The 19,339-nt window shown below is 72.7% G+C and carries 21 protein-coding genes; 15 read left to right on the top strand and 6 right to left on the bottom strand.

The window, feature by feature from the left end; genetic code table 11:
- Positions 1-95 precede the first annotated feature (95 nt).
- Positions 96-1,214 carry a hypothetical protein gene (locus ACWDVB_RS16265; protein ID WP_451515273.1) on the top strand — a complete coding sequence of 373 codons (1,119 nt, stop codon included), beginning with the start codon at positions 96-98 and terminating at the stop codon, positions 1,212-1,214.
- 65 nt (positions 1,215-1,279) lie between these two features.
- Here ACWDVB_RS16265 and ACWDVB_RS16270 read toward each other — a convergent pair whose 3' ends face one another.
- Complete coding sequence (locus ACWDVB_RS16270; protein WP_451515272.1) at positions 1,280-2,614, bottom strand: PH domain-containing protein; 1,335 nt, start codon at positions 2,612-2,614, stop codon at positions 1,280-1,282.
- Positions 2,615-2,628: 14 nt separating this feature from the next.
- Complete coding sequence (locus tag ACWDVB_RS16275) at positions 2,629-3,165, bottom strand: PH domain-containing protein (protein ID WP_451515271.1); 537 nt, start codon at positions 3,163-3,165, stop codon at positions 2,629-2,631.
- 67 nt (positions 3,166-3,232) lie between these two features.
- Here ACWDVB_RS16275 and ACWDVB_RS16280 point away from each other — a divergent pair, with 67 nt between their 5' ends.
- Complete coding sequence (locus tag ACWDVB_RS16280) at positions 3,233-4,396, top strand: NADH-quinone oxidoreductase subunit D (RefSeq protein ID WP_451515270.1); 1,164 nt, start codon at positions 3,233-3,235, stop codon at positions 4,394-4,396.
- Here the strand turns inward: ACWDVB_RS16280 and ACWDVB_RS16285 are convergent.
- Positions 4,361-5,395, bottom strand: a complete 1,035-nt coding sequence (locus tag ACWDVB_RS16285; RefSeq protein WP_451515269.1) for an SAM-dependent methyltransferase — start codon at positions 5,393-5,395, stop codon at positions 4,361-4,363. The genes ACWDVB_RS16280 and ACWDVB_RS16285 overlap by 36 nt on opposite strands.
- Positions 5,396-5,501: 106 nt before the next feature.
- Here ACWDVB_RS16285 and ACWDVB_RS16290 point away from each other — a divergent pair, with 106 nt between their 5' ends.
- Positions 5,502-6,704, top strand: coding sequence for a sensor histidine kinase (locus ACWDVB_RS16290; RefSeq protein ID WP_451515268.1), 1,203 nt, complete (start codon positions 5,502-5,504; stop codon positions 6,702-6,704).
- Positions 6,705-6,770: 66 nt separating this feature from the next.
- Positions 6,771-7,442, top strand: coding sequence for a response regulator transcription factor (locus ACWDVB_RS16295; RefSeq protein ID WP_451515267.1), 672 nt, complete (start codon positions 6,771-6,773; stop codon positions 7,440-7,442).
- 44 nt (positions 7,443-7,486) lie between these two features.
- Here the strand turns inward: ACWDVB_RS16295 and ACWDVB_RS16300 are convergent, their stop codons facing one another.
- Positions 7,487-8,593, bottom strand: coding sequence for a DUF5937 family protein (locus ACWDVB_RS16300; protein ID WP_451515266.1), 1,107 nt, complete (start codon positions 8,591-8,593; stop codon positions 7,487-7,489).
- Positions 8,594-8,809: 216 nt separating this feature from the next.
- Here ACWDVB_RS16300 and ACWDVB_RS16305 point away from each other — a divergent pair, with 216 nt between their 5' ends.
- Complete coding sequence (locus ACWDVB_RS16305; protein ID WP_451515265.1) at positions 8,810-9,055, top strand: hypothetical protein; 246 nt, start codon at positions 8,810-8,812, stop codon at positions 9,053-9,055.
- On the opposite strand, the gene ACWDVB_RS16310 is transcribed toward ACWDVB_RS16305, so the two are convergent.
- Positions 9,012-10,157: a threonine aldolase family protein gene (locus tag ACWDVB_RS16310; protein WP_451515264.1), complete on the bottom strand. Its 1,146-nt coding sequence runs from the start codon at positions 10,155-10,157 to the stop codon at positions 9,012-9,014. The two genes, ACWDVB_RS16305 and ACWDVB_RS16310, sit on opposite strands and share 44 nt — an antisense overlap.
- A 146-nt stretch (positions 10,158-10,303) precedes the next feature.
- Between ACWDVB_RS16310 and ACWDVB_RS16315 the strand changes: the two genes are divergently transcribed.
- The 10 genes from ACWDVB_RS16315 (at position 10,304) to ACWDVB_RS16360 (ending at position 18,656) form a co-directional block, all read left to right on the top strand.
- On the top strand, positions 10,304-11,251 hold the full coding sequence (locus ACWDVB_RS16315; protein ID WP_451515263.1) for a Rossmann-like and DUF2520 domain-containing protein: 948 nt from the start codon (positions 10,304-10,306) through the stop codon (positions 11,249-11,251).
- Positions 11,248-12,252, top strand: coding sequence for a pantoate--beta-alanine ligase (gene panC / locus ACWDVB_RS16320; RefSeq protein WP_451515262.1), 1,005 nt, complete (start codon positions 11,248-11,250; stop codon positions 12,250-12,252). Before ACWDVB_RS16315 ends, panC begins: the two co-directional genes overlap by 4 nt.
- Positions 12,249-13,964, top strand: coding sequence for an L-aspartate oxidase (locus ACWDVB_RS16325; RefSeq protein WP_451515261.1), 1,716 nt, complete (start codon positions 12,249-12,251; stop codon positions 13,962-13,964). The genes panC and ACWDVB_RS16325 overlap by 4 nt, the downstream gene beginning before the upstream one ends.
- A 2-nt stretch (positions 13,965-13,966) precedes the next feature.
- Positions 13,967-14,965 carry a carboxylating nicotinate-nucleotide diphosphorylase gene (nadC, locus tag ACWDVB_RS16330; protein WP_451515260.1) on the top strand — a complete coding sequence of 333 codons (999 nt, stop codon included), beginning with the start codon at positions 13,967-13,969 and terminating at the stop codon, positions 14,963-14,965.
- Entirely contained in the window at positions 14,965-15,771 is an 807-nt protein-coding gene (locus ACWDVB_RS16335; protein ID WP_451515259.1) for a type III pantothenate kinase, read from the top strand. Before nadC ends, ACWDVB_RS16335 begins: the two co-directional genes overlap by 1 nt.
- A 399-nt stretch (positions 15,772-16,170) precedes the next feature.
- Positions 16,171-16,779 (top strand): hypothetical protein, encoded by a 609-nt coding sequence (locus ACWDVB_RS16340; protein ID WP_451515394.1) that lies wholly within the window; start codon positions 16,171-16,173, stop codon positions 16,777-16,779.
- Between the two features lie 14 nt (positions 16,780-16,793).
- On the top strand, positions 16,794-16,973 hold the full coding sequence (locus ACWDVB_RS16345) for a hypothetical protein (protein ID WP_451515258.1): 180 nt from the start codon (positions 16,794-16,796) through the stop codon (positions 16,971-16,973).
- Between the two features lie 178 nt (positions 16,974-17,151).
- On the top strand, positions 17,152-17,538 hold the full coding sequence (locus ACWDVB_RS16350; RefSeq protein WP_451515393.1) for a BlaI/MecI/CopY family transcriptional regulator: 387 nt from the start codon (positions 17,152-17,154) through the stop codon (positions 17,536-17,538).
- A 9-nt stretch (positions 17,539-17,547) separates the two neighbouring features.
- Entirely contained in the window at positions 17,548-18,090 is a 543-nt protein-coding gene (locus ACWDVB_RS16355) for an amino-acid N-acetyltransferase (protein ID WP_451515257.1), read from the top strand.
- Positions 18,091-18,317: 227 nt separating this feature from the next.
- The gene (locus ACWDVB_RS16360; protein ID WP_451515256.1) at positions 18,318-18,656 is read left to right on the top strand and encodes a histone-like nucleoid-structuring protein Lsr2; all 339 of its coding nucleotides are present in this window, start codon (positions 18,318-18,320) and stop codon (positions 18,654-18,656) included.
- Here ACWDVB_RS16360 and ACWDVB_RS16365 read toward each other — a convergent pair.
- Positions 18,635-19,225, bottom strand: coding sequence for an SCO3374 family protein (locus tag ACWDVB_RS16365; protein ID WP_451515255.1), 591 nt, complete (start codon positions 19,223-19,225; stop codon positions 18,635-18,637). The two genes, ACWDVB_RS16360 and ACWDVB_RS16365, sit on opposite strands and share 22 nt — an antisense overlap.
- Positions 19,226-19,339 lie beyond the last annotated feature (114 nt).

The raw sequence follows: 19,339 nt of genomic DNA on the forward strand, positions 1-19,339 counted from the left end.
CACGTGGACGTCACCGCCATTCCCCACCCCTGCACAGGCTGCTTCCTCCCTCGACGGTCGCAGGCGTCTCCGTTCTCTGCGCCGGCGGCGCCTGGATGTTCGCGGAACCGGTCCTGCTCCGCGGGCTCGTCGCGGCCGCGGCCGCCGCTGCCGTCGTAGGCTCGGTCGTCATGCGCCGCTGGGACACGGCGGCCGGCAGACGCGTCGCCGAACTCACGCGCGCCCGAGCGAGCGACGAGTGGCGCTACGAGGAGCGGATAGCGGAGGCCGAGTCCGACCTCGAGGAGTCCCGCGAACTGCGGGGCAAGCTGGAGACCAAGCTGCGCGCCAAGCGCGCCGAGCTGGCCGCGCTGCGCAACGAACACGCGGCGCTGCTGCGGCGGTACGCCACCGCGGAGACCGAGCGGGCCAGCGCCCTTGAGGGGCGGCGGCTGCTCGCCATCGAGACGGCTTCGTCGGTGCGGGAGCTGTCGGCGTCCGGTGAGGGGGCTGACGCGGGGTCTGGCGCGGCGGCGTCCGGCTCGGGGGCCTCGGATCTGGTGCCTGCGGTGCGGGCGGGGGCGCCGGTGCCGACGGCGGCGTCGGTACCGGCGGCGCGCACGGAGGGCGCGGCTGCGGGTTCTGGCTCTGCTCCGGGTTCTGCTCCGAGCCCTGCTTCGGATCCCGCTCCGAGCCCTGCTTCTGGACCTGCTTCGGATCCCGCTCCGGGGTCTGCTTCTGGTCCTGCTTCGGGTTCCGCCAAGCCGTCCGCGCAGTCCACGCGGCCGGGCGCGAGCCCGACGCCGTCGCTCTACCTGCGGGCCAACGCGGCGCTCGACCGCCTGGCTCCGGAGGCGGCGCCCACGGCGCGGCCCGAGGCGGAGGACGAGTCGCGGGGGAAGTCCGGGGCGGCCGACGGATTCGGCGGGCACGAGCGCGCGGTCGCCGTCGCGCCGCCCGTACAGGCGCGCCGCGTGGCGCCCCAGGGCGACTTCGACTTCTTCGGTACGAAGAGTGCGGCCCCCGCCGCGCTGGAGTCCGTGCAGAACGAGGACCTCGCCGACGTGGTGGGCGAGGAGGCCCTCGCCGTCCACAAGGCGGAGGCCGAGGCCGAGTTCAAGGACGCGCCCGAGAGGGACGCGGCGCGGGGCGTGGGCCAGGTCATCGACCTGACGGCGCATGACGAGACCGAGCAGATCGACGTGGCGGGGCTGCGGACGGCCCTGCGGGCCTGAGGCGGAGCGGGGCGCGGCTCTCCGTGCCCCCGGCGGGGCCCGGACCCGCCCCGCATCTCAGCGGGTCACGCCATCCAGCGGTCCGGGCGGGCCTCCTTGCGGCCCGTGCGGGAGCGGTCCGCCTGGGACTGGAGGAGTTCGGCCGCCTCTGCGGAGGGGCGCAGCCGGGCCGTCACGGTCTTGTTGGCGCCCGTGTCCACCCGTACGTCCGCCACGCCCTTGTACCGCTCCCACGGCCCCTGCGAGAGCCGCACGCTCTGCACCTTGGCGTGCGGCACCAGTGAGACGCGGCGCTTGAGCAGGCCGTGCCGCGCCGCGAACACCGCGTCGGTGACCGCGAGGCCGTAACCCTTCCACCAGAACGGCACGCACCACGCCGCGCGCGCGGGAGGCCTGGAGAGCTCGGTGGGCTCCGGCACGCGCGCGCCCGGCAGCACCCGCCCGATCACCGCCTCGGCGTGCTCCCGCGGCGCCACCGGCACCAGCACGCTGTTGGACGAGCCCGCCACGTCCAGCTCCACCCGCACCCAGCCGTACCGCCGCCACAGCAGGGGCTGCACGATGTGCACGGTCTGCACGCGTCCCGGCGGCACCGTCTCGTGCGCCTTGTCGAGCAGCCCGTGGTCGATGCGCAGGCCGTCCGGGGACTCGCCGACCGTCCAGTCGTACTCCTTGATGAAGCGCCCGCCGCTGCTCGCGAACGCGCCGCCCAGCATGGGCAGTCCGGTGGCGAGGACCGTCCACACGTTGTGCGTGGCGAACCACAGGAACGTCGGTACGACGACCGCGGCGATGAGCATCGCCCAGGGGGCGCCGGTCAGCATCAGGGAGAGGGCCAGCATGCGCGGCTGTACGTGCAGGAGGCCGCGGACCGGTGCCTCGCCGACTTCGCGCGCCTCCGAGGGGGCGAAACCGGCCGCCCGCGCGAGGAGTTCGGCCCGCAGCCCGGCGGCGTCGCGCTCGCCGAGGTAGGCGAGCTCGTCCTTCCTCTCCGCCCCGACGACGTCCAGCTTCAGTTTGGCGACCCCCGCGATGCGGGCGAGCAGCGGCCGCGTGACGTCGACGGCCTGGAGCCGGTCGAGCCGGATGTGGGCGGTGCGCCGGAAGAACAGCCCGGTGCGGATGCGCAGTTCGGTGTCGGTGACCGCGAAGTGGGTGAACCACCAGCTCAGGAAGCCGTATGCGGCGCCGCCGAGGACCACGGCGGCGCTGCCCAGAAGCAGGGTCGTCGCGGTCAGCTCGGACAGCCGCTGTTGCGTTCCGTTCGGGTCGTGGACGGCCCAGCCCACCAGAACCGCGAACGGCGCCCAGGCGCGGCGCAGCGGCGTCACAGGATGCAGGCGCCGCTCGGTCACCACGGGACCGGGCTCGCCTGTGATGGTCCCCTGTACGTCGCCCACAGCCCCGCCCCCGCTCACAAGCCCGCCGATCGGGCTTCGCCGAGCTCCGTGAGGCGGTCGCGCAGTCGCTCGGCCTCTTCGGGGAGCAGGCCCGGGATGCGTGCGTCGGTGGCCGCCGCGGCCGTGTGCAGCTGGACGCTCGCCAGGCCGAAGTGCCGTTCCACAGGGCCCGACGTCACCTCGACGAGCTGCATCCGGCCGTACGGCACGACGGTCTCCTCGCGCCACAGCACACCTCGGCTGATGAGCAGGTCGTCGTCGCGCTCGGCGTACCGCCACGAGCGCCAGTTGCGCCCCAGCATCGGCCAGCCCCACGCCACGAAGGCGAGCGGCAGCAGTGCGAAGGCCGCCCAGGCCGGGCCCACGAACAGGCCGAGCAGCACGCCGACGGCCGTCGCGAGCGGCACCAGCCAGACCACCAGCAGCAGCCGCCGCATCTTCAGCAGACCTCGTGGCAGCCCCGTCCACACCGGCTCCGCCGACACCGACTCCGCCCGTGCCCCCGCCGGCTCCTCGGACCCTGCCGTCCCCGTCCCCGTCCCCGTTTCCATGCCCCCAGCGTACGTACGACCTCCGACAACCGCGTACGCGAGTGGGCGCGTACGAGAGACTGTCCGCATGAGTCCCACGACGGAGACCACCACGCAGACCACGCTCGGCATCGGCGGCGCGGCCGAGAGCACCGACATGGTGCTCAACATCGGCCCCCAGCACCCGTCCACCCACGGCGTGCTCCGTCTGCGCCTCGTCCTGGACGGCGAGCGCATCCAGCACGCGGAGCCGGTCATCGGCTACATGCACCGCGGCGCGGAGAAGCTCTTCGAGGCGCGCGACTACCGGCAGATCGTGATGCTGGCCAACCGCCACGACTGGCTGTCGGCGTTCTCGAACGAACTAGGTGTGGTGCTGGCCGTCGAGCGGATGCTCGGCATGGAGGTCCCCGAGCGCGCGGTGTGGACGCGCACCCTGCTCGCCGAGCTGAACCGCGTCCTGAACCACCTGATGTTCCTCGGGTCGTACCCCCTCGAACTGGGCGGCATCACCCCGGTGTTCCACGCGTTCCGTGAGCGCGAGGAGATCCAGAACGTGATGGAGGAGATCTCCGGCGGCCGCATGCACTACATGTTCAACCGCGTGGGCGGCCTCAAGGAGGACCTGCCCGCCGGATGGACCTCCCGCGCGCGGGCGGCCGTCGCGTCGGTCCGTTCGCGCATGGACGTGTACGACCGTCTGGTGCTCGGCAACGAGATCTTCCGGGGCCGCACGCGCGGCGTCGGCGTGCTCTCGCCCAAGGCGGTGCACGCCTACGGAGTGAGCGGTCCCATCGCCCGCGCCTCCGGCGTCGACTTCGACCTGCGCCGCGACGAGCCCTACCTCGCGTACGCGGAACTCCAGGACACCCTGAAGGTCGTCACCCGCCAGGAGGGCGACTGCCTGGCCCGCTTCGAGTGCCTTCTGGAGCAGACCCACAACGCCCTCGACCTCGCCGACGCCTGCCTGGACCGGTTCGCCGAACTCCCGCAGGGACCGATCAACCAGCGCCTCCCGAAGGTCCTCAAGGCCCCCGAGGGCCACACGTACGCGTGGACCGAGAACCCCCTCGGCATCAACGGCTACTACCTGGTCTCCAAGGGCGAGAAGACCCCGTACCGCCTCAAGCTGCGCTCCGCCTCGTACAACAACATCCAGGCGCTGGCCGAGCTGCTCCCGGGGCAGCTCGTCGCGGACATGGTGGCGATCCTCGGGTCACTCTTCTTCGTGGTCGGCGACATCGACAAGTAGTGCGGTGGTCCCGGGGACGCCGACGGGCTGGAGCAGCCAGCCGAAGTCCCCGAGCCCGCCGGGCGCCGTGAGCTCGGCGGCCTGTCCCGCGCGCGCGAGGGCGCGTACATAAGCCGCCGGGTCCTGGGAGGCCAGGGTCAGCGGGGGGCGGCCGCCGCTCACCCCGAGCGCGCCGAGCGCCGCCCGTTGGGTGAGCAGCGCGGCCCCTTGCAGCGCGCAGGCGTCCAGCGCCACATGCGCGGTGATGTCACAGCTGCCGTCCGGCACGGGAGCCGTCTCGCGGCCCGCCCTGAAGCCCGTGAGCGTTCCGAAGGGCGGGCGGCTCTCCCGGCCGTGCGCGTAGTCGACGGCGACCGCGAGGCCGCGCGTCAGGGTCGCCACGGCCGCCGCCCACGCCTCGTCCCGGGGCCGGCCGATCTCGGCCCGCAGTCCGGGCTCGGCCTCCAGTGGCCACCAGCGCGCCAGCCACGCGGCGTCCGGTCCTTCGACGGGGCCGCCCAACGATTCGGTGCCGTCGTCGCGTACGAGCACGCGACGCGCTGTTCCGTCGGCGGCCATTTCTGCGATGTCCACAGGGACGTTGTCCAGCCACTCGTTGGCGAAGAGCAGGCCCGTCACGGCGGCGGGTGGTGTGGCCCGCCACGTGATGCGCGGGTCGAGGCCCACAGGGCGCTGGGCGCGCTCCACCGCGTACGCACGCACGCGTGCCGCCACGTCGGCGGGGAGCGCGGCGAGGACGCCCGCCGTCAGCTCGCCGCGGCCCGCGCCCATGTCCACGAAGGCCAGCTCTTCCGGGTGGTCGAGCACGTCGTCCACACGGCACAGGAGGCGGGCCACCGCGGCCGCGTAGAGGGGCGAGGCGTGCACGGAGGTGCGGAAGTGTCCGGCAGGGCCCTCAGGGCGGCGGTAGAAGCCGTCAGGGCCGTACAGGGCGGCCTCCGTCGCCTCGCGCCAGCCGCGTGCCGCGCCGGTCCCGCGCTCATCCTTGTCGTTCGTCACAGCCCGCAGGCTAAGTGGGCCTCCACCTTGGGGAGTACACACGCTCGATACGGATCGCACCTCCGGTTGACCCCGGGGCGCCGTGAGGCTGCCTACGCTGGGTTACGTGCAGCGCCTCTATGACTTCCTCCGCAGACACCCGACATGGGTCGACGGCTTCTGGGCCTTCGTCCTCCTCGGGATCTCCGGGCTCGGTCTGCTGTCCATGTCCGACGTGAACGGCCACGAGCCGGTCCTGCTGGCGGTCCCGGCCGTCATCGGGCTCTGCCTGGTGGTCGCGCTGCGGCGGAGGGCGACCGAGCAGATGCTGGTCCTGGCCGCGGTCATCGGCCTCTGCCAGCTCATCGTCGACGTGGAGACGATGCCGGCGAACTTCGCCATGCTGGTGATCATCTACACCGCGGCGGCCGACGGGGCGAAGTGGGCCTCGCGGTTCGCGCTGGTGGGCGGCTTGTGCGCGGCTCCGCTCTCGACGATGCGCTGGCCCGCGGAGAACGTCTCCGTCGTCGGCAGCGTCTTCTTCACGATCTTCCAGATCGTCCCCTTCGCGCTCGCCTGGGTCCTCGGCGACTCCATCCGGACCCGCCGCGCCTACCTGGCCCAGCTGGAGGAGCGCGCCGACCGCCTGGAGAAGGAGCGCGAGGCACAGTCGAAGGTCGCGGTGGCGGCCGAGCGGGCCCGCATCGCGCGCGAGCTGCACGACGTCGTCGCGCACAACGTCTCCGTGATGGTGGTCCAGGCCGACGGCGCCGCGTACGTCCTGGACGCCGCGCCCGACCAGGCCAAGAAGGCCCTGGAGACCATCTCGGGCACCGGCCGCCAGGCCCTCGCCGAGATGCGCCGCCTGCTCGGCGTGCTGCGCACCGGGGAGCCCGAGGAGGGCTCCGAGTACGTTCCGCAGCCCGACGTCGAGCAGCTCGACGAGCTCATCGAACAGGTGCGCACATCGGGTCTGCCCGTCGACTACAAGGTCGAGGGCACCCCGCGCCCCCTGCCCAGCGGCGTGGAGCTCACCGCGTACCGCATCGTGCAGGAGGCGCTCACGAACACGCGCAAGCACGGCGGCGAGAACGCCGGGGCGAGCGTGCGCCTGGTCTACTTCGACGACGGTCTGGGGCTGCTCGTCGAGGACGACGGCAAGGGCGCCCCGCACGAGCTGTACGAGGACGGCGGCGCCGACGGCCGCGGGCACGGCCTGATCGGCATGCGCGAGCGCGTCGGCATGGTCGGCGGCACCCTGGACGCGGGGCCGCGCCCCGGCGGCGGCTTCCGGATCAGTGCGCTGCTGCCGCTCAAACCGGCACACTGAACTCGATCATGCATGTCCGTCGATGGCATCTGTCACCGGCCCCGCTGTTCCGAAGGGACTCCCTTGATGTCGATCCGCGTGATGCTCGTCGACGACCAGGTGCTGCTGCGCACCGGGTTCCGGATGGTGCTCGCCGCGCAGCCGGACATGGAGGTCGTCGCGGAGGCGGGTGATGGCGTGGAGGCCCTGGAGGTGCTGCGCGCCACCAAGGTCGACGTGGTGCTGATGGACGTACGCATGCCGAAACTGGACGGTGTCGAGACGACCCGGCGCGTCTGCCTGGACGCGAACCCGCCGAAGGTGCTGATCCTGACCACCTTCGACCTCGACGAGTACGCCTTCTCGGGGCTGAAGGCGGGCGCCTCCGGCTTCATGCTCAAGGACGTGCCCCCGGGGGAGCTGCTCGCCGCGATCCGCGCCGTGCACAGCGGCGACGCGGTGGTCGCGCCGTCCACCACGCGGCGCCTGCTGGACCGCTTCGCGCCGATGCTGCCGAACGCGGGCGGACAGCCGCAGCACAAGGAGCTGGAGCGCCTCACCAGCCGCGAACGCGAGGTCATGGTGCTCGTCGCACAGGGCCTGTCGAACGGCGAGATCGCGGCGCGGCTCGTGCTCTCGGAGGCCACCGTGAAGACGCATGTGGGCCGCATCCTGACCAAGCTGAACCTGCGGGACCGGGTGCAGGTCGTGGTCCTCGCGTACGAGACGGGGCTCGTGCGGGCCGGGGGCGGTTCCTAGGCCGCGTCCGCAGGGTCCCGGCGCACGCCGTGGTGTCCGGCCGGCTAGCGCAGCACTCCCTCGATGAAGTCGCTGCCCAGCCGGGACACCACGCTGATGTCCAGCTGGTGCTGCACATAGCGCCCGCGGCGGCGCGTGGTGATCAGGTCGGCCTTCTTCAGGACGCTCAGGTGCCGGGATATCTCCGGGGCCGTCATGCCGTGCGCGTCGGCCAGCTCGCTGGTGGTGTACGACCCGCGCGCGAGGTGGCGGCACAGGCGCATCCGCACCGGGTGGGCGAGCGCGGACATGCGGCGGGTCAGCTGCTCCACGGTGGGCGGCGCGGTGAGGCCGGGAGCGCTGATCGGGTAGGTGATGGAGGCCTGCCAGCCCTTGCGGTGCAGCACCATGACGTGCGGCCAGCCGAGGCTGGTGGGGACGAGCACCAGGCCCCCTGAGCCGGTGGCCGTACGCCCCTCGGTGATCTTGTCGACGGTGATGAGGCTGCCGCTCTCGTCCAGGGACACCGCCGCGGAGGTCGCCTTCAGGGCCTCCGCGAGGCCCTTGCGGCGCAGCAGCTCGGTCTTGTGCCGGGCGTCGGCGGCGAGCTGATGGCTCAGCCGGGCCCAGGTGTCGGCGAAGAACGCCTCGTCGCAGTCCTCCAGGAGCTTGCGCAGCCACGCGCGCACGACCGGCGGGTCGTCCAGGAGCCGCTTGGTGAACAGCACCTGCTGGGGGCCGCGGGCGGCGGCCAGGTCCAGCGCGCGCCGCTGCACGGTGGGGTCGGCCAGGAGATTGCGGTCCGGCTCCGCGTACGTCGACTGGCAGGTGAACTCCAGGGCCGCGTCCACGAACTGCTCGTCGGTCAGCTTGTCCAGCTGGTCGAGCTCCTCGGCGAGCGTGGCCGCCGGGAGCGTGCTCAGCCCGGCGATGCCGGCGAACGGCGCGAACACGTCCGAGAACGTCGAGCGCCACAGGAAGTCGGCCTCGCACATGCGGTCCGCCAGGCACGGGTCCAGGCGCGTGGAGACGGCCGTCACCCAGCCCTGGAGCCCCGGGTGGTGGCCCGGCTCCGACAGCGCGTGCAGCGCCATGCCGAGCTCGGCCAGGGGCGAGGGCACCACATGGATCCGCTCGTGGGGCAGCCCGCTGATGTCGATGCTCACGCTCATGGCCCCATGGTGCACCGCGCCACTGACAGCGCCGCCGCCGATTGACGAGCGCCGTCAATCGACGCGACGGGGACGGGTCGGCGGGAGCAGTCTGTGGTCATCGCCGGAGCCGCCGAAGCCTCCGGAACTCTCCCTCCGTCATACGCACCGCACCCCGGGTCCCCGCGACCGTGCGATGCCCGTTAAGTACCATTTAGTCCGAGAGGCGATACGTTCATGAGCGTCACCCAGCAGTACCTGCTCGACACCTACCGCGCCGCCCAGCGCGGCGGGGCGAGGCCGCCCGCGCCCGGCCACCACGACTGGCAGGCCGTCCGCGAGGTCCGCGACTACGGCCGCTTCCGGGCCGTCATGGAGGAACGCCCCGCCCACGGCAGGCTCCGCGCCGCCCTGGCCCGCCTCGCGCGTGGCGGCCGCCTCAGCGGGGGATCCGTCGCACGAACTCCGCGACCGCTTCCTTGACGTCGTCGGCCGTCCACCCCAGGCCCTCCTCGGTCACGGTGACCTCCGTGACCGAGAGGCCGGGCGGCCCGTCCGCGAACCACCGGCCGAACAGGAACGTCTTCGTCTCCTCGGCCTGCCCGAGAGCGGCCTCCTCCAGCACGTCGGACGCGTACGGCAGCCAGACCTGGAACTGGTGGGTGTGCGGCCGCTCCGGATGCACGCGCGACCACGGCACCCCGGCGGCCGTGAACCCCTCGCGCAGCGCCTCGGCCACCACGCGCGCGTGGCCGACGTAATCGGGCAGCCGCGGCAGGACGCGCTTGAGGCCCAGCAGGGCGGAGACAGCGGTCGGGAACTGCTGGAACAGCTGCCCTCCATACCGGTGGCGCCACACCCGCGCCTCCTCGACGAGCGAGCGCGGCCCGGCCAGCGCGGCACCACTCAGCCCTTCGAGGGACTTGTAGAACGACACGTACACGGTGTCCGCGAGGCCCGCGATCTCCGCGAGGGGACGGCCGAAGTGCGGCGTGCACTCCCACAGGCGCGCCCCGTCGACGTGTACGACAGCGTCCCGTTCGCGCGCCGCCTCCACGACCGCTTCGAGCTCCTCCCACGTCGGCAGGACGAAACCGGCGTCCCGGAGCGGCAGTTCGAGCATCAGCGTTCCGAAGGGCTCGGGAAAGTCCCGCACCTCGTCGGCCGTGGGCAGCCGTGGCTCGTCCGTCGGGTGCACCGTGCGCAGCCCGCTGACCGCGGGGAAAGCGCCTCCTTCGTGGAGTTCGGGGTGCGCCTTGGGGTGCAGCGCCACGGTCGCGTTCCCGGTGCGGCCCGCCCAGCAGCGCAGGGCGACCTGCTGGGCCATCGTGCCGGTCGGGAAGAAGACGGCCGCCTCCTTGCCCAGCAGGCGCGCGACCTCCTCCTCCAGCGTGGCGACGACGCCGTCTCCGTAGACGTCCGTGGCGTCGCCCTCGTCGACGACCTCGGCGGCGGCCGACGCGAGCGCCGAGAAGCGTTGGGTGAGTGGGATGTGGAGCGGGGAGCGGTGCAGGGTGCGGGTGGCGTCACGCGCCGCCGCCGAGCGCCGGGCGCGGGGGTCCTGTTCCGTGTCGTTCGCAGTCATCCTCCGAGGATGGCCCGCCCGCCGCCGCCGGTCATATGAATAACCACAGCCTGTGGACAGCGGAAGACGCGGCGCCGGGCAATCGCGTTAGCATGACGAGAAATCGTCCGGTACCCCGAGCGGACTGGAACGGAAGGCGTCATCGCGTGAACGCATCGCATCAGCCGGACCCGCGGGAGCGCCCCGCGAGGCTCACGGTGGGAGTCGTGGGAGCGGGCCGCGTCGGCCCCGCGCTCGCCGCGTCGCTGCAGCTCGCCGGGCACCGCCCGGTGGCTGCCTCCGGAGTGTCCGACGCCTCCGTGCGCCGGGCCGCCGCCATGCTGCCCGACGTCCCCCTCGTCCCTCCCGCCGAGGTTCTCGAACGCGCCGACCTGGTGCTCCTGACCGTGCCCGACGACGCCCTGCCGGGCCTCGTCGAGGGCCTCGCGGAGACCGGCGCTGTGCGCCCGGGCCAGCTCCTCGTGCACACCTCCGGGCGGTACGGCACCCGTGTCCTGGAGCCCGCCCTGCGGGCCGGCGCCCTGCCGCTCGCGCTGCACCCCGCCATGACGTTCACCGGCACCCCCGTCGACGTGCAGCGCCTGGCCGGCTGCTCCTTCGGCGTGACCGCCCCCGAGGAGCTGCGGCTCGCCGCAGAGGCGCTGGTCATCGAGATGGGCGGTGAGCCCGAGTGGATCGCCGAGGAGAGCCGCCCGCTGTACCACGCGGCGCTCGCCCTCGGCGCGAACCACCTCGTCACGCTGGTGGCCGAATCCATGGAGCTGCTGCGCGGCGCGGGCGTGGAGGCCCCCGACCGGATGCTCGGCCCGCTGCTCGGCGCCGCCCTCGACAACGCGCTGCGGTCGGGCGACGCCGCCCTCACCGGCCCCGTCGCGCGCGGCGACGCGGGCACGGTCGCCGCGCACGTCGCGGAGTTGCGCAAGCACGCCCCGCAGACCGTCGCCGGCTACCTCGCGATGGCCCGCGCGACCGCCGACCGCGCCCTCGCCCACGGGCTGCTCAAGCCGGAGCTCGCCGAAGACCTCCTCGGTGTCCTGGCCAACGGCACGGGCGGGATCAACGGCGCGAGCGGAACCGAAGGGGGAGACCGATGACCACCACCCTCCTGCACACCGCCGAAGCCCTGCGCACGCGCGCGCGTGAAGGCCGCCGAGCCGTCGTCATGACCATGGGCGCCCTGCACGACGGGCACGCCTCGCTGATCCGCGCCGCCCGCCGCGTCGCGGGCCCCGAAGGCGAGGTCGTCGTCACGGTCTTCGTGAACCCCCTGCAGTTCGGGGCGGGCGAGGACCTGGACCGCTACCCCCGCACCCTCGACGCCGACATGAAGATCGCCGAGCAGGCCGGCGCGGACGCCGTGTTCGCCCCCGGCGTGGACGAGGTCTATCCCGGCGGCGAGCCCCAGGTCCGGGTGAGCGCCGGCCCCATGGGCACCGTCCTCGAAGGAGCCACGCGCCCCGGACACTTCGACGGCATGCTCACCGTCGTCGCCAAGCTGCTGCACCTCACCCGGCCCGACGTGGCGCTGTTCGGGCAGAAGGACGCCCAGCAGCTCGCCCTGATCCGCCGCATGACACGCGACCTGAACTTCGACGTGGAGATCGTCGGCGTCCCCACCGTGCGCGAGGACGACGGCCTGGCCCTCTCCAGCCGCAACCGCTACCTCTCACCCGAAGAGCGGCGCACCGCCCTCTGCCTCTCCCGGGCCCTCTTCGCGGGCCGCGACCGGCATGCCGCCCAGGAGGCGCTGCGCGCGCGTGCCGCCAGCGCACCCGCCACGCTCGCGCGTGCCGACGCCCTCAACGCGATCGGCGAGTCCCGCGCGGCGGCCGACGTCCACGCCGTGGCCCAGTCCGCGGCAGCCTCCGCCCCCGGCGGCCCCGCCGCCGTCGTCGCGGCGGCCCGGCAGGTCCTCGACGAGGCCGCGCGCCTGCGCCCCCCGCTGGAGCTGGACTACGTGACGCTGGTGGACCCGGCCGACTTCACCGAGGTGCGCCCCGGCCACACCGGGGACGCCGTCCTCGCCGTGGCCGCCAAGGTCGGCTCGACGCGGCTGATCGACAACATCCCGCTGACTTTCGGAGCCGCCGTATGAGTGCCACCGGAATACGGCTGCACGCCCCCGCCCCCGGCTGGTCGCTGGACGCCGACATCGTGGTCGTCGGCTCCGGAGTGGCGGGCCTGACCACGGCACTGCGCTGCTCGGCCGCCGGCCTGAAGACGGTCGTGGTGACCAAGGCCCGCCTGGACGACGGCTCCACACGCTGGGCCCAGGGCGGCATCGCCGCCGCGCTCGGCGAGGGCGACACCCCCGAACAGCACCAGGAGGACACGCTCGTGGCGGGCGCCGGCCTGTGCGACGAGGAGGCCGTGCGCACCCTCGTCACCGAGGGCCCCGACGCCGTACGCCGCCTCATCGAGACCGGCGCCCACTTCGACACCGGGCCCGAAGGCGCCATCGAGCTGACCCGCGAGGGCGGCCACCACCGCCGCCGCATCGCGCACGCGGGCGGCGACGCGACCGGCGCGGAGATCTCCCGCGCCCTCGTCGAGGCCGTCCGCGCGCGCGGCATACCGACCGTCGAGAACGCCCTGGTCCTCGACCTGCTCACCGACGCCGACGGCCGCGCCGCCGGTGTCTCCCTGCACGTCATGGGGGAGGGCCAGCACGACGGCGTGGGCGCCGTCCACGCCCCCGCGGTAGTCCTCGCCACCGGCGGCATGGGCCAGGTCTTCTCGGCGACCACCAACCCGTCCGTGTCCACGGGCGACGGCGTCGCGCTCGCCCTGCGCGCGGGCGCCGAGGTCTCCGACCTCGAATTCGTGCAGTTCCACCCCACCGTGCTCTTCCTCGGTGCGGACGCCGAGGGCCAGCAGCCGCTGGTCTCCGAGGCGGTGCGCGGCGAGGGCGCGCACCTCGTGGACGCCGACGGCGTGCGCTTCATGGCCGGACAGCACGAACTGGCCGAGCTCGCGCCCCGCGACATCGTCGCCAAGGGCATCACGCGCCGCATGCAGGAGCGCGGCACCGAGCACATGTACCTCGACGCCAGGCACTTCGGCGCCGACATGTGGGAGCACCGCTTCCCGACGATCCTCGCCGCCTGCCGCGCCCACGGCATCGACCCGGTCACCGAGCCCATCCCCGTCGCACCGGCCGCGCACTACGCCTCCGGAGGCGTCCGCACGGATCTGCACGGCCGCACCACCGTCCCGGGCCTGTACGCCTGCGGCGAGGTCGCCTGCACCGGCGTGCACGGCGCCAACCGCCTCGCCTCCAACTCGCTCCTCGAAGGCCTCGTCTACGCCGAGCGCATCGCCGCCGACATCGCGGCACGGCACGCGGAGAACGCCCTCCACGCGCGCGTGCCGCAGCCCGTCGCGCAGCCGGAGACCCCGACCCACCCCCTGCTGCCCCCCGAGGCCCGCTACGCCATCCAGCGCGTCATGACCGAGGGCGCCGGAGTGCTCCGCTCCGCCGAGTCCCTCACGGAAGCGGCGGCCCGCCTGGCCCGCATCCACGCCGAGGCGGCGGGCGCGCTCGCCGAGGACGGCAAGACCGCCGAGCCCGGCGTCGACACCTGGGAGACCACCAACCTCCTGTGCGTCGCCCGCGTCCTGGTGGCCGCCGCCCAGCGCCGCGAGGAGACCCGCGGCTGCCACTGGCGCGAGGACCACGCCGACCGCGACGACGCGGCCTGGCGGCGCCACATCGTCGTACGCCTGAATCCGGACAGGACCCTGGCGGCACACACGACACAGACCCCAGACTTCCCTCCGACCCGTCCCAGCCCCCAGGAGCAGTGACCGTGAGCACCCCCGACGACCTCCCCCTCGCCGCCCCCACAGCCGCAGGCGGTGGCTGCGGTGACGCCTGCGGCTGCGGTGGGGACGACGCGTTCGACCCCCTGGAGTGCGGTCTCGACCCCGCTCTCGCGCGCCTCCTGGCCGAGGCGGACCTCGACCCCCTCCAGATCGAGGACATCGCCCACATGGCCATCGAGGAGGACCTGGCGGGCGGCGTGGACGTCACCACGGTCGCCACCATCCCCGAGGACGCCGTCGCCACCGCCGACTTCACCGCGCGCGAGGCGGGCACGGTCGCGGGTCTTCGCGTGGCCGAAGCCGTCGTCTCCGTAGTGTGCGAGGAGGAGTTCGAGGTCGAGCGGCACGTCGAGGACGGCGACCGCGTCGAGGCGGGCGACACGCTGCTGAGCGTCACCACCCGCACCCGCGACCTGCTCACCGCCGAGCGCAGCGCCCTGAACATCCTGTGCCGCCTCTCCGGCATCGCGACCGCCACGCGCGCGTGGGCGGACGTTCTCGACGGCACGAAGGCCAAGGTCCGCGACACCCGCAAGACGACGCCCGGGTACCGCGCCCTGGAGAAGTACGCGGTGCGCATGGGCGGCGGCGTGAACCACCGCATGTCGCTCTCCGACGCGGCCCTGGTCAAGGACAACCACGTGGTCGCCGCGGGCGGCGTGGCGCAGGCATTCAAGGCCGTACGCGAGCAGTTCCCGGACGTACCGATCGAGGTCGAGGTCGACACGCTCCACCAGCTGCGCGAGGTCGTGGACGCGGGCGCCGACCTGATCCTCCTGGACAACTTCACGCCCGGCGAGACCGAGGAGGCCGTCACCCTCGTGGCCGGCCGCGCGTTCCTGGAATCCTCGGGCCGCCTCACCCTGGAGAACGCCCGCGCGTACGCCGTGACAGGCGTCGACTACCTCGCGGTCGGCGCCCTGACTCACTCCTCCCCGATCCTCGACATCGGCCTCGACCTGCGGGAAGCGGTGCGGGACTGATGCTGCTGACGATCGACGTAGGAAACACCCACACGGTCCTCGGCCTCTTCGACGGCGAGGACATCGTCGAGCACTGGCGCATCTCCACGGACGCCCGCCGCACGGCGGACGAACTCGCCGTGCTGCTCAACGGACTGATGGGAATGCACCCCCTCCTCGGCGAAGAGCTCGGCGACGGCATCGACGGCATCGCCATCTGCTCGACGGTCCCCTCGGTCCTGCACGAGCTGCGCGAGGTCACGCGCCGCTACTACGGAGACGTCCCCGCCGTCCTCGTCGAGCCCGGCATCAAGACCGGCGTCCCGATCCTCATGGACAACCCCAAGGAGGTCGGCGCCGACCGCATCATCAACGCGGTCGCGGCGGTCGAGCTCTACGGAGGGCCCGCGATCGTCGTCGACTTCGGCACCGCCACGACCTTCGACGCGGTCTCCGCGCGCGGGGAGTACGCGGGTGGCGTCATCGCCCCTGGCATCGAGATCTCCGTAGAGGCCCTCGGCGTACGGGGCGCCCAGCTGCGCAAGATCGAGCTGGCACGCCCGCGGAGCGTCATCGGCAAGAACACCGTCGAGGCCATGCAGGCGGGCATCCTGTACGGCTTCGCGGGGCAGGTCGACGGCGTCGTGAACCGGATGGCGCGTGAGCTGGTGGGCGCGAGCGGTGACCCCGACGACGTGACGGTGATCGCGACGGGTGGGCTCGCGCCGATGGTCCTCGGCGAGGCGTCGGTCATCGACGAGCATGAGCCGTGGCTCACGCTGATCGGGCTCCGCCTGGTGTACGAGCGGAACATCTCCCGGGGCTGAGATGACTGGCCTTGGGCCTTGGGCCTTGGGCCTGGGGCGGTGCGGGGCTCGTCGTTCCTCTTCCCGCCGTCGGGGGCGGCCCTGTCCCGCCGCTCCGCGGCGGATGTCTCCCACCCACCCGTTTGCCCCGCGTCGCAGGGGTGGACGTAGGGGCGTGGGGGCGACTGGTTCCTAGGTTGCCGCGTCCATCGCGGCGAGACGGGCGGGTGGGCGGGCCAGGTCACCGACCGAGCCGAAACGGCCCGCAGCCGCCGGCGCACCCGAGCGGAACACAAGGCGCCCCCCGCCCAAGGCGCCCCCGGCCAGAAGACGCGCCCGCGCATACTGGCGTTAAGCCGATTTTGTCCGTTTGGCGCGTATCGTCAGGCCATGCCCACGCCATACGGATCCCGCGGCGGCATGGCCTTCAGTGCGGAGGAGCTGCGTGTGCTCCGCCGTGCTCTGGCGCTTGCCCTGCACCCCAGCCCCGCCCGTGACGAGGACGTCCAGGACTGTCTCCGCCTAGCCGAATCGGTGGACGAGGCCGCACGGGAAGGCGCCAGGCTCCGCGCCTTCCTGATGGCCGATCTCGTCCGCTACCGGGCCGCCCTGCCCGGCACCGCCTCCGGTTACCTCGCCCTCCTCGACGACGTACTCGGCACCGGGTACCAGCCCGGCCCGGACGACCTCGCCGCCCTGCGCGCCCTGCGCGGCAACCCTGTCGCGGCCGCTCTGCTCGACCGCTGCCGCGTCCTCGCCGAGCGCGACGTACGAGCCCGTCTCGCCGGCCGCGCCATCCCGGCGCCGGCCCGCCCGGCCCGTCCGGCGCGCCCGGTCCGCCCCAACGTTCCCGCCTCCCGCACCCGCCTGCTCGCCCTGCCGGGCGGGCTCGGCGCCGCCGAACAGGAACCGCCGCGCCCGGTCCCCACCCCGGCGGAGGTCTTCCCTCCCAAACGCCGCCCGACGCCCCCCACGCCACCCACACCGCCGACACCCGCGGGCCCGCCGCATCAGCTCGTCGCGGGCTAGCTACTCTGGGGGGCATGGACTACGTTTCCGCGCTCGTGCCCCCCGTAGTGATGGCCGTGTTCTTCGGCGGTCTCATCGTGACGATCGTGAAGACCCAGGGCGGTGCCAACAAGGCCAAGGAGGACGCGGCCGTGGATGCCGCGATCAGCCGCGCCGAAGCGGTCCGCCAGACCCCCAAGACCGGCGGCGCCTGAGCCCCCGGCCCAGGTCAGCGGCTGTATTCATCGGCTGTACCTGCCCGCGAAGCACCCGCGCACAGCAGGGCGTACGACTCACGGACCCGTCGAGTCGTACGCCCTTTTTGCTGTGCAACGTCCGTAATGTCGTGTAATTAGTGACGTCTCCCACTATTGTTCAGCTGTGCCTCGTCCATTGGGAGAACTCGAAGACTCCGTCATGACACGGGTGTGGAAGTGGAACCGCCCCGTGACCGTTCGAGAAGTCCTGGAAGACCTTCAGCAGGAACGGTCCATCGCGTACACGACCGTGATGACCGTTTTGGACAATCTCCATCAGAAGGGCTGGGTGCGCCGCGAAGCGGAAGGACGCGCCTATCGATATGAGGCGGTCTCCACTCGTGCCGCCTACGCTGCCGCACTGATGAACGAAGCCTGGTCGCGGAGCGACAACCCCGCCGCCGCTCTCGTCGCCTTCTTCGGCATGATGTCGGCGGAACAGCGCGAAGCCCTGAGCGACGCCATGCGTATCGTCCAAGGCCCGGAGAACCCCGGCTCCGCGGAGCGCGGCGCAGAGCGATAGCGTCCGCTCATGGCAGCAGAGGTCCCCGAACTCAGCGAACTCAGCGCAAAAGCGGTCTCCGTCCGCAGGGCGCGAACCTCCGATGTACCGGCCGTGCGCCGGCTCCTCGACTCGTACGTCCGCGAGCGCATCCTCCTGGACAAAGCGACGGTGACCCTTTACGAGGACATCCAGGAGTTCTGGGTGGCGGAACGGGACGACAACGCCGAGTTGGTGGGCTGCGGGGCCCTGCATGTGATGTGGGAAGACCTCGCGGAAGTCCGCACCCTCGCGGTGAATCCGGCGGTCAAGGGGGCCGGCGTGGGGCATCAGCTGCTCGGGAAGTTGCTGCAGACCGCCGGGTGGCTCGGTGTGCGCAAGGTTTTCTGTCTCACCTTCGAAGTCCGCTTCTTCGCGAAGCACGGCTTCGTGGAGATCGGCGAGACTCCGGTCGACGGAGATGTCTACAGCGAGCTGCTGCGTTCCTATGACGAGGGCGTCGCGGAGTTCCTCGGCCTCGAACGAGTGAAACCGAACACCTTGGGCAACAGCCGGATGCTTCTGCATCTGTGATCGCCTCTGTGGTATTCCGGGCCGCCCACCCGCCCCGGTGGCCTATGTCCGAAACGCGCACGTTTCCAGGCTTCTCGGGGTCACGGGTCTCTCCCAGGGGTTTGTGTTTTTCCCGCAAAAGCGGTTTGCTTTCCGACGTACTGCAGTACTGCATATAACAGGGGCCGGTGAATCGGCGGCGTACGCCGTGCGGGCCGGCCTCCAAGTTATCGATGAAAGGAAATCCGGTGGCACAGAAGGTTCAGGTCCTTCTTGTCGATGACCTCGACGGTGGCGAGGCGGACGAGACCGTGACGTTTGCGTTGGACGGCAAGTCCTACGAGATCGACCTCACGACGGCCAACGCGGACAAGCTCCGTGGCGCCCTGGAGGACTTCGTCAAGGCCGGTCGGCGTACCGGCGGCCGTGGTTCGAGCGGCCGCGGCAAGGCGCGCTCGGCGGCGGCGAGCGGTGGTCAGGACACCGCCGCGATCCGCGCCTGGGCGAAGGAGAACGGCTTCGAGGTCAACGACCGCGGCCGTGTCCCCGCGTCGATCCGTGAGGCCTACGAGAAGGCCAACGGCTGACGGCTGCGACGGCGCAGCCGGACCCGGTGGCAGTGGGTCGCCGCCGTGTCCACCAGCCGTACGAGATCGGAGCCCACGGCGGGGTCGCTGTGGTGCGCGGTCCCGCCGCCCCACACGGAGGGCAGGGACACCAGCGCCGGCAGCGTCGGCTCCACCTCGCATCCGGGCTCCGGGGGGCGCAGCCACACGGCGGCCACCCGGGAGCCGGACCACCCCGGAGGCGTGGGGGCGTCGATCCGCCCGCCCACCCCGACGGCGGTGAGACCGAGGGGGATGTCCCCCCACTCCAGCCAGTCGAGCAACCCCGGCAGCTCATCCGCGCTACCCGCGCTCACCAGCAGCCGCATCGTTTCCCCGCGCAGCGCCACCGGCGCCTTCGGTCCCAGGTGGCGCAGTGCCGCGAAGCCCGCCTCCGCGGGCAGTTCGAGGACGTCGAAGCGCAGCCCCGTCACCAGGCGCACCGGACCGGGCTCGGGCGCGGTCGCCCAGCCGAGCTCGTTCTCGTACCACTGCCGCACCGGGTCGCTCTGCTCGACGGGCGTGCGGGGCTGAGGGACTGTGGGGGCCATGCCCCAGCAACAGCTGGAAGGCCGTCGGAGTTACGCAGAGTCGCCGCCCGTGTGCGCACGGTGTGCGGAGAGGGGGCGTAAGGAAGCGTTCGGCGGCGCAAGGGTGTTCGCCCG

This window comes from Streptomyces sp. NPDC003379, assembly GCF_053589195.1.

Bases quoted from the DNA above. Each gene is read 5' to 3' on its own strand.
- ACWDVB_RS16265 (WP_451515273.1), top strand. From the start codon at position 96: ATGTTCGCGGAACCGGTCCTGCTCCGCGGGCTCGTCGCGGCCGCGGCC.
- ACWDVB_RS16275 (WP_451515271.1), bottom strand. From the start codon at position 3,165: ATGGAAACGGGGACGGGGACGGGGACGGCAGGGTCCGAGGAGCCGGCG.
- ACWDVB_RS16280 (WP_451515270.1), top strand. From the start codon at position 3,233: ATGAGTCCCACGACGGAGACCACCACGCAGACCACGCTCGGCATCGGC.
- ACWDVB_RS16295 (WP_451515267.1), top strand. From the start codon at position 6,771: ATGTCGATCCGCGTGATGCTCGTCGACGACCAGGTGCTGCTGCGCACC.
- ACWDVB_RS16300 (WP_451515266.1), bottom strand. From the start codon at position 8,593: ATGAGCGTGAGCATCGACATCAGCGGGCTGCCCCACGAGCGGATCCAT.
- ACWDVB_RS16305 (WP_451515265.1), top strand. From the start codon at position 8,810: ATGAGCGTCACCCAGCAGTACCTGCTCGACACCTACCGCGCCGCCCAG.
- ACWDVB_RS16310 (WP_451515264.1), bottom strand. From the start codon at position 10,157: ATGACTGCGAACGACACGGAACAGGACCCCCGCGCCCGGCGCTCGGCG.
- panC (WP_451515262.1), top strand. From the start codon at position 11,248: ATGACCACCACCCTCCTGCACACCGCCGAAGCCCTGCGCACGCGCGCG.
- ACWDVB_RS16325 (WP_451515261.1), top strand. From the start codon at position 12,249: ATGAGTGCCACCGGAATACGGCTGCACGCCCCCGCCCCCGGCTGGTCG.
- ACWDVB_RS16335 (WP_451515259.1), top strand. From the start codon at position 14,965: ATGCTGCTGACGATCGACGTAGGAAACACCCACACGGTCCTCGGCCTC.
- ACWDVB_RS16340 (WP_451515394.1), top strand. From the start codon at position 16,171: ATGGCCTTCAGTGCGGAGGAGCTGCGTGTGCTCCGCCGTGCTCTGGCG.
- ACWDVB_RS16345 (WP_451515258.1), top strand. From the start codon at position 16,794: ATGGACTACGTTTCCGCGCTCGTGCCCCCCGTAGTGATGGCCGTGTTC.
- ACWDVB_RS16355 (WP_451515257.1), top strand. From the start codon at position 17,548: ATGGCAGCAGAGGTCCCCGAACTCAGCGAACTCAGCGCAAAAGCGGTC.
- ACWDVB_RS16365 (WP_451515255.1), bottom strand. From the start codon at position 19,225: ATGGCCCCCACAGTCCCTCAGCCCCGCACGCCCGTCGAGCAGAGCGAC.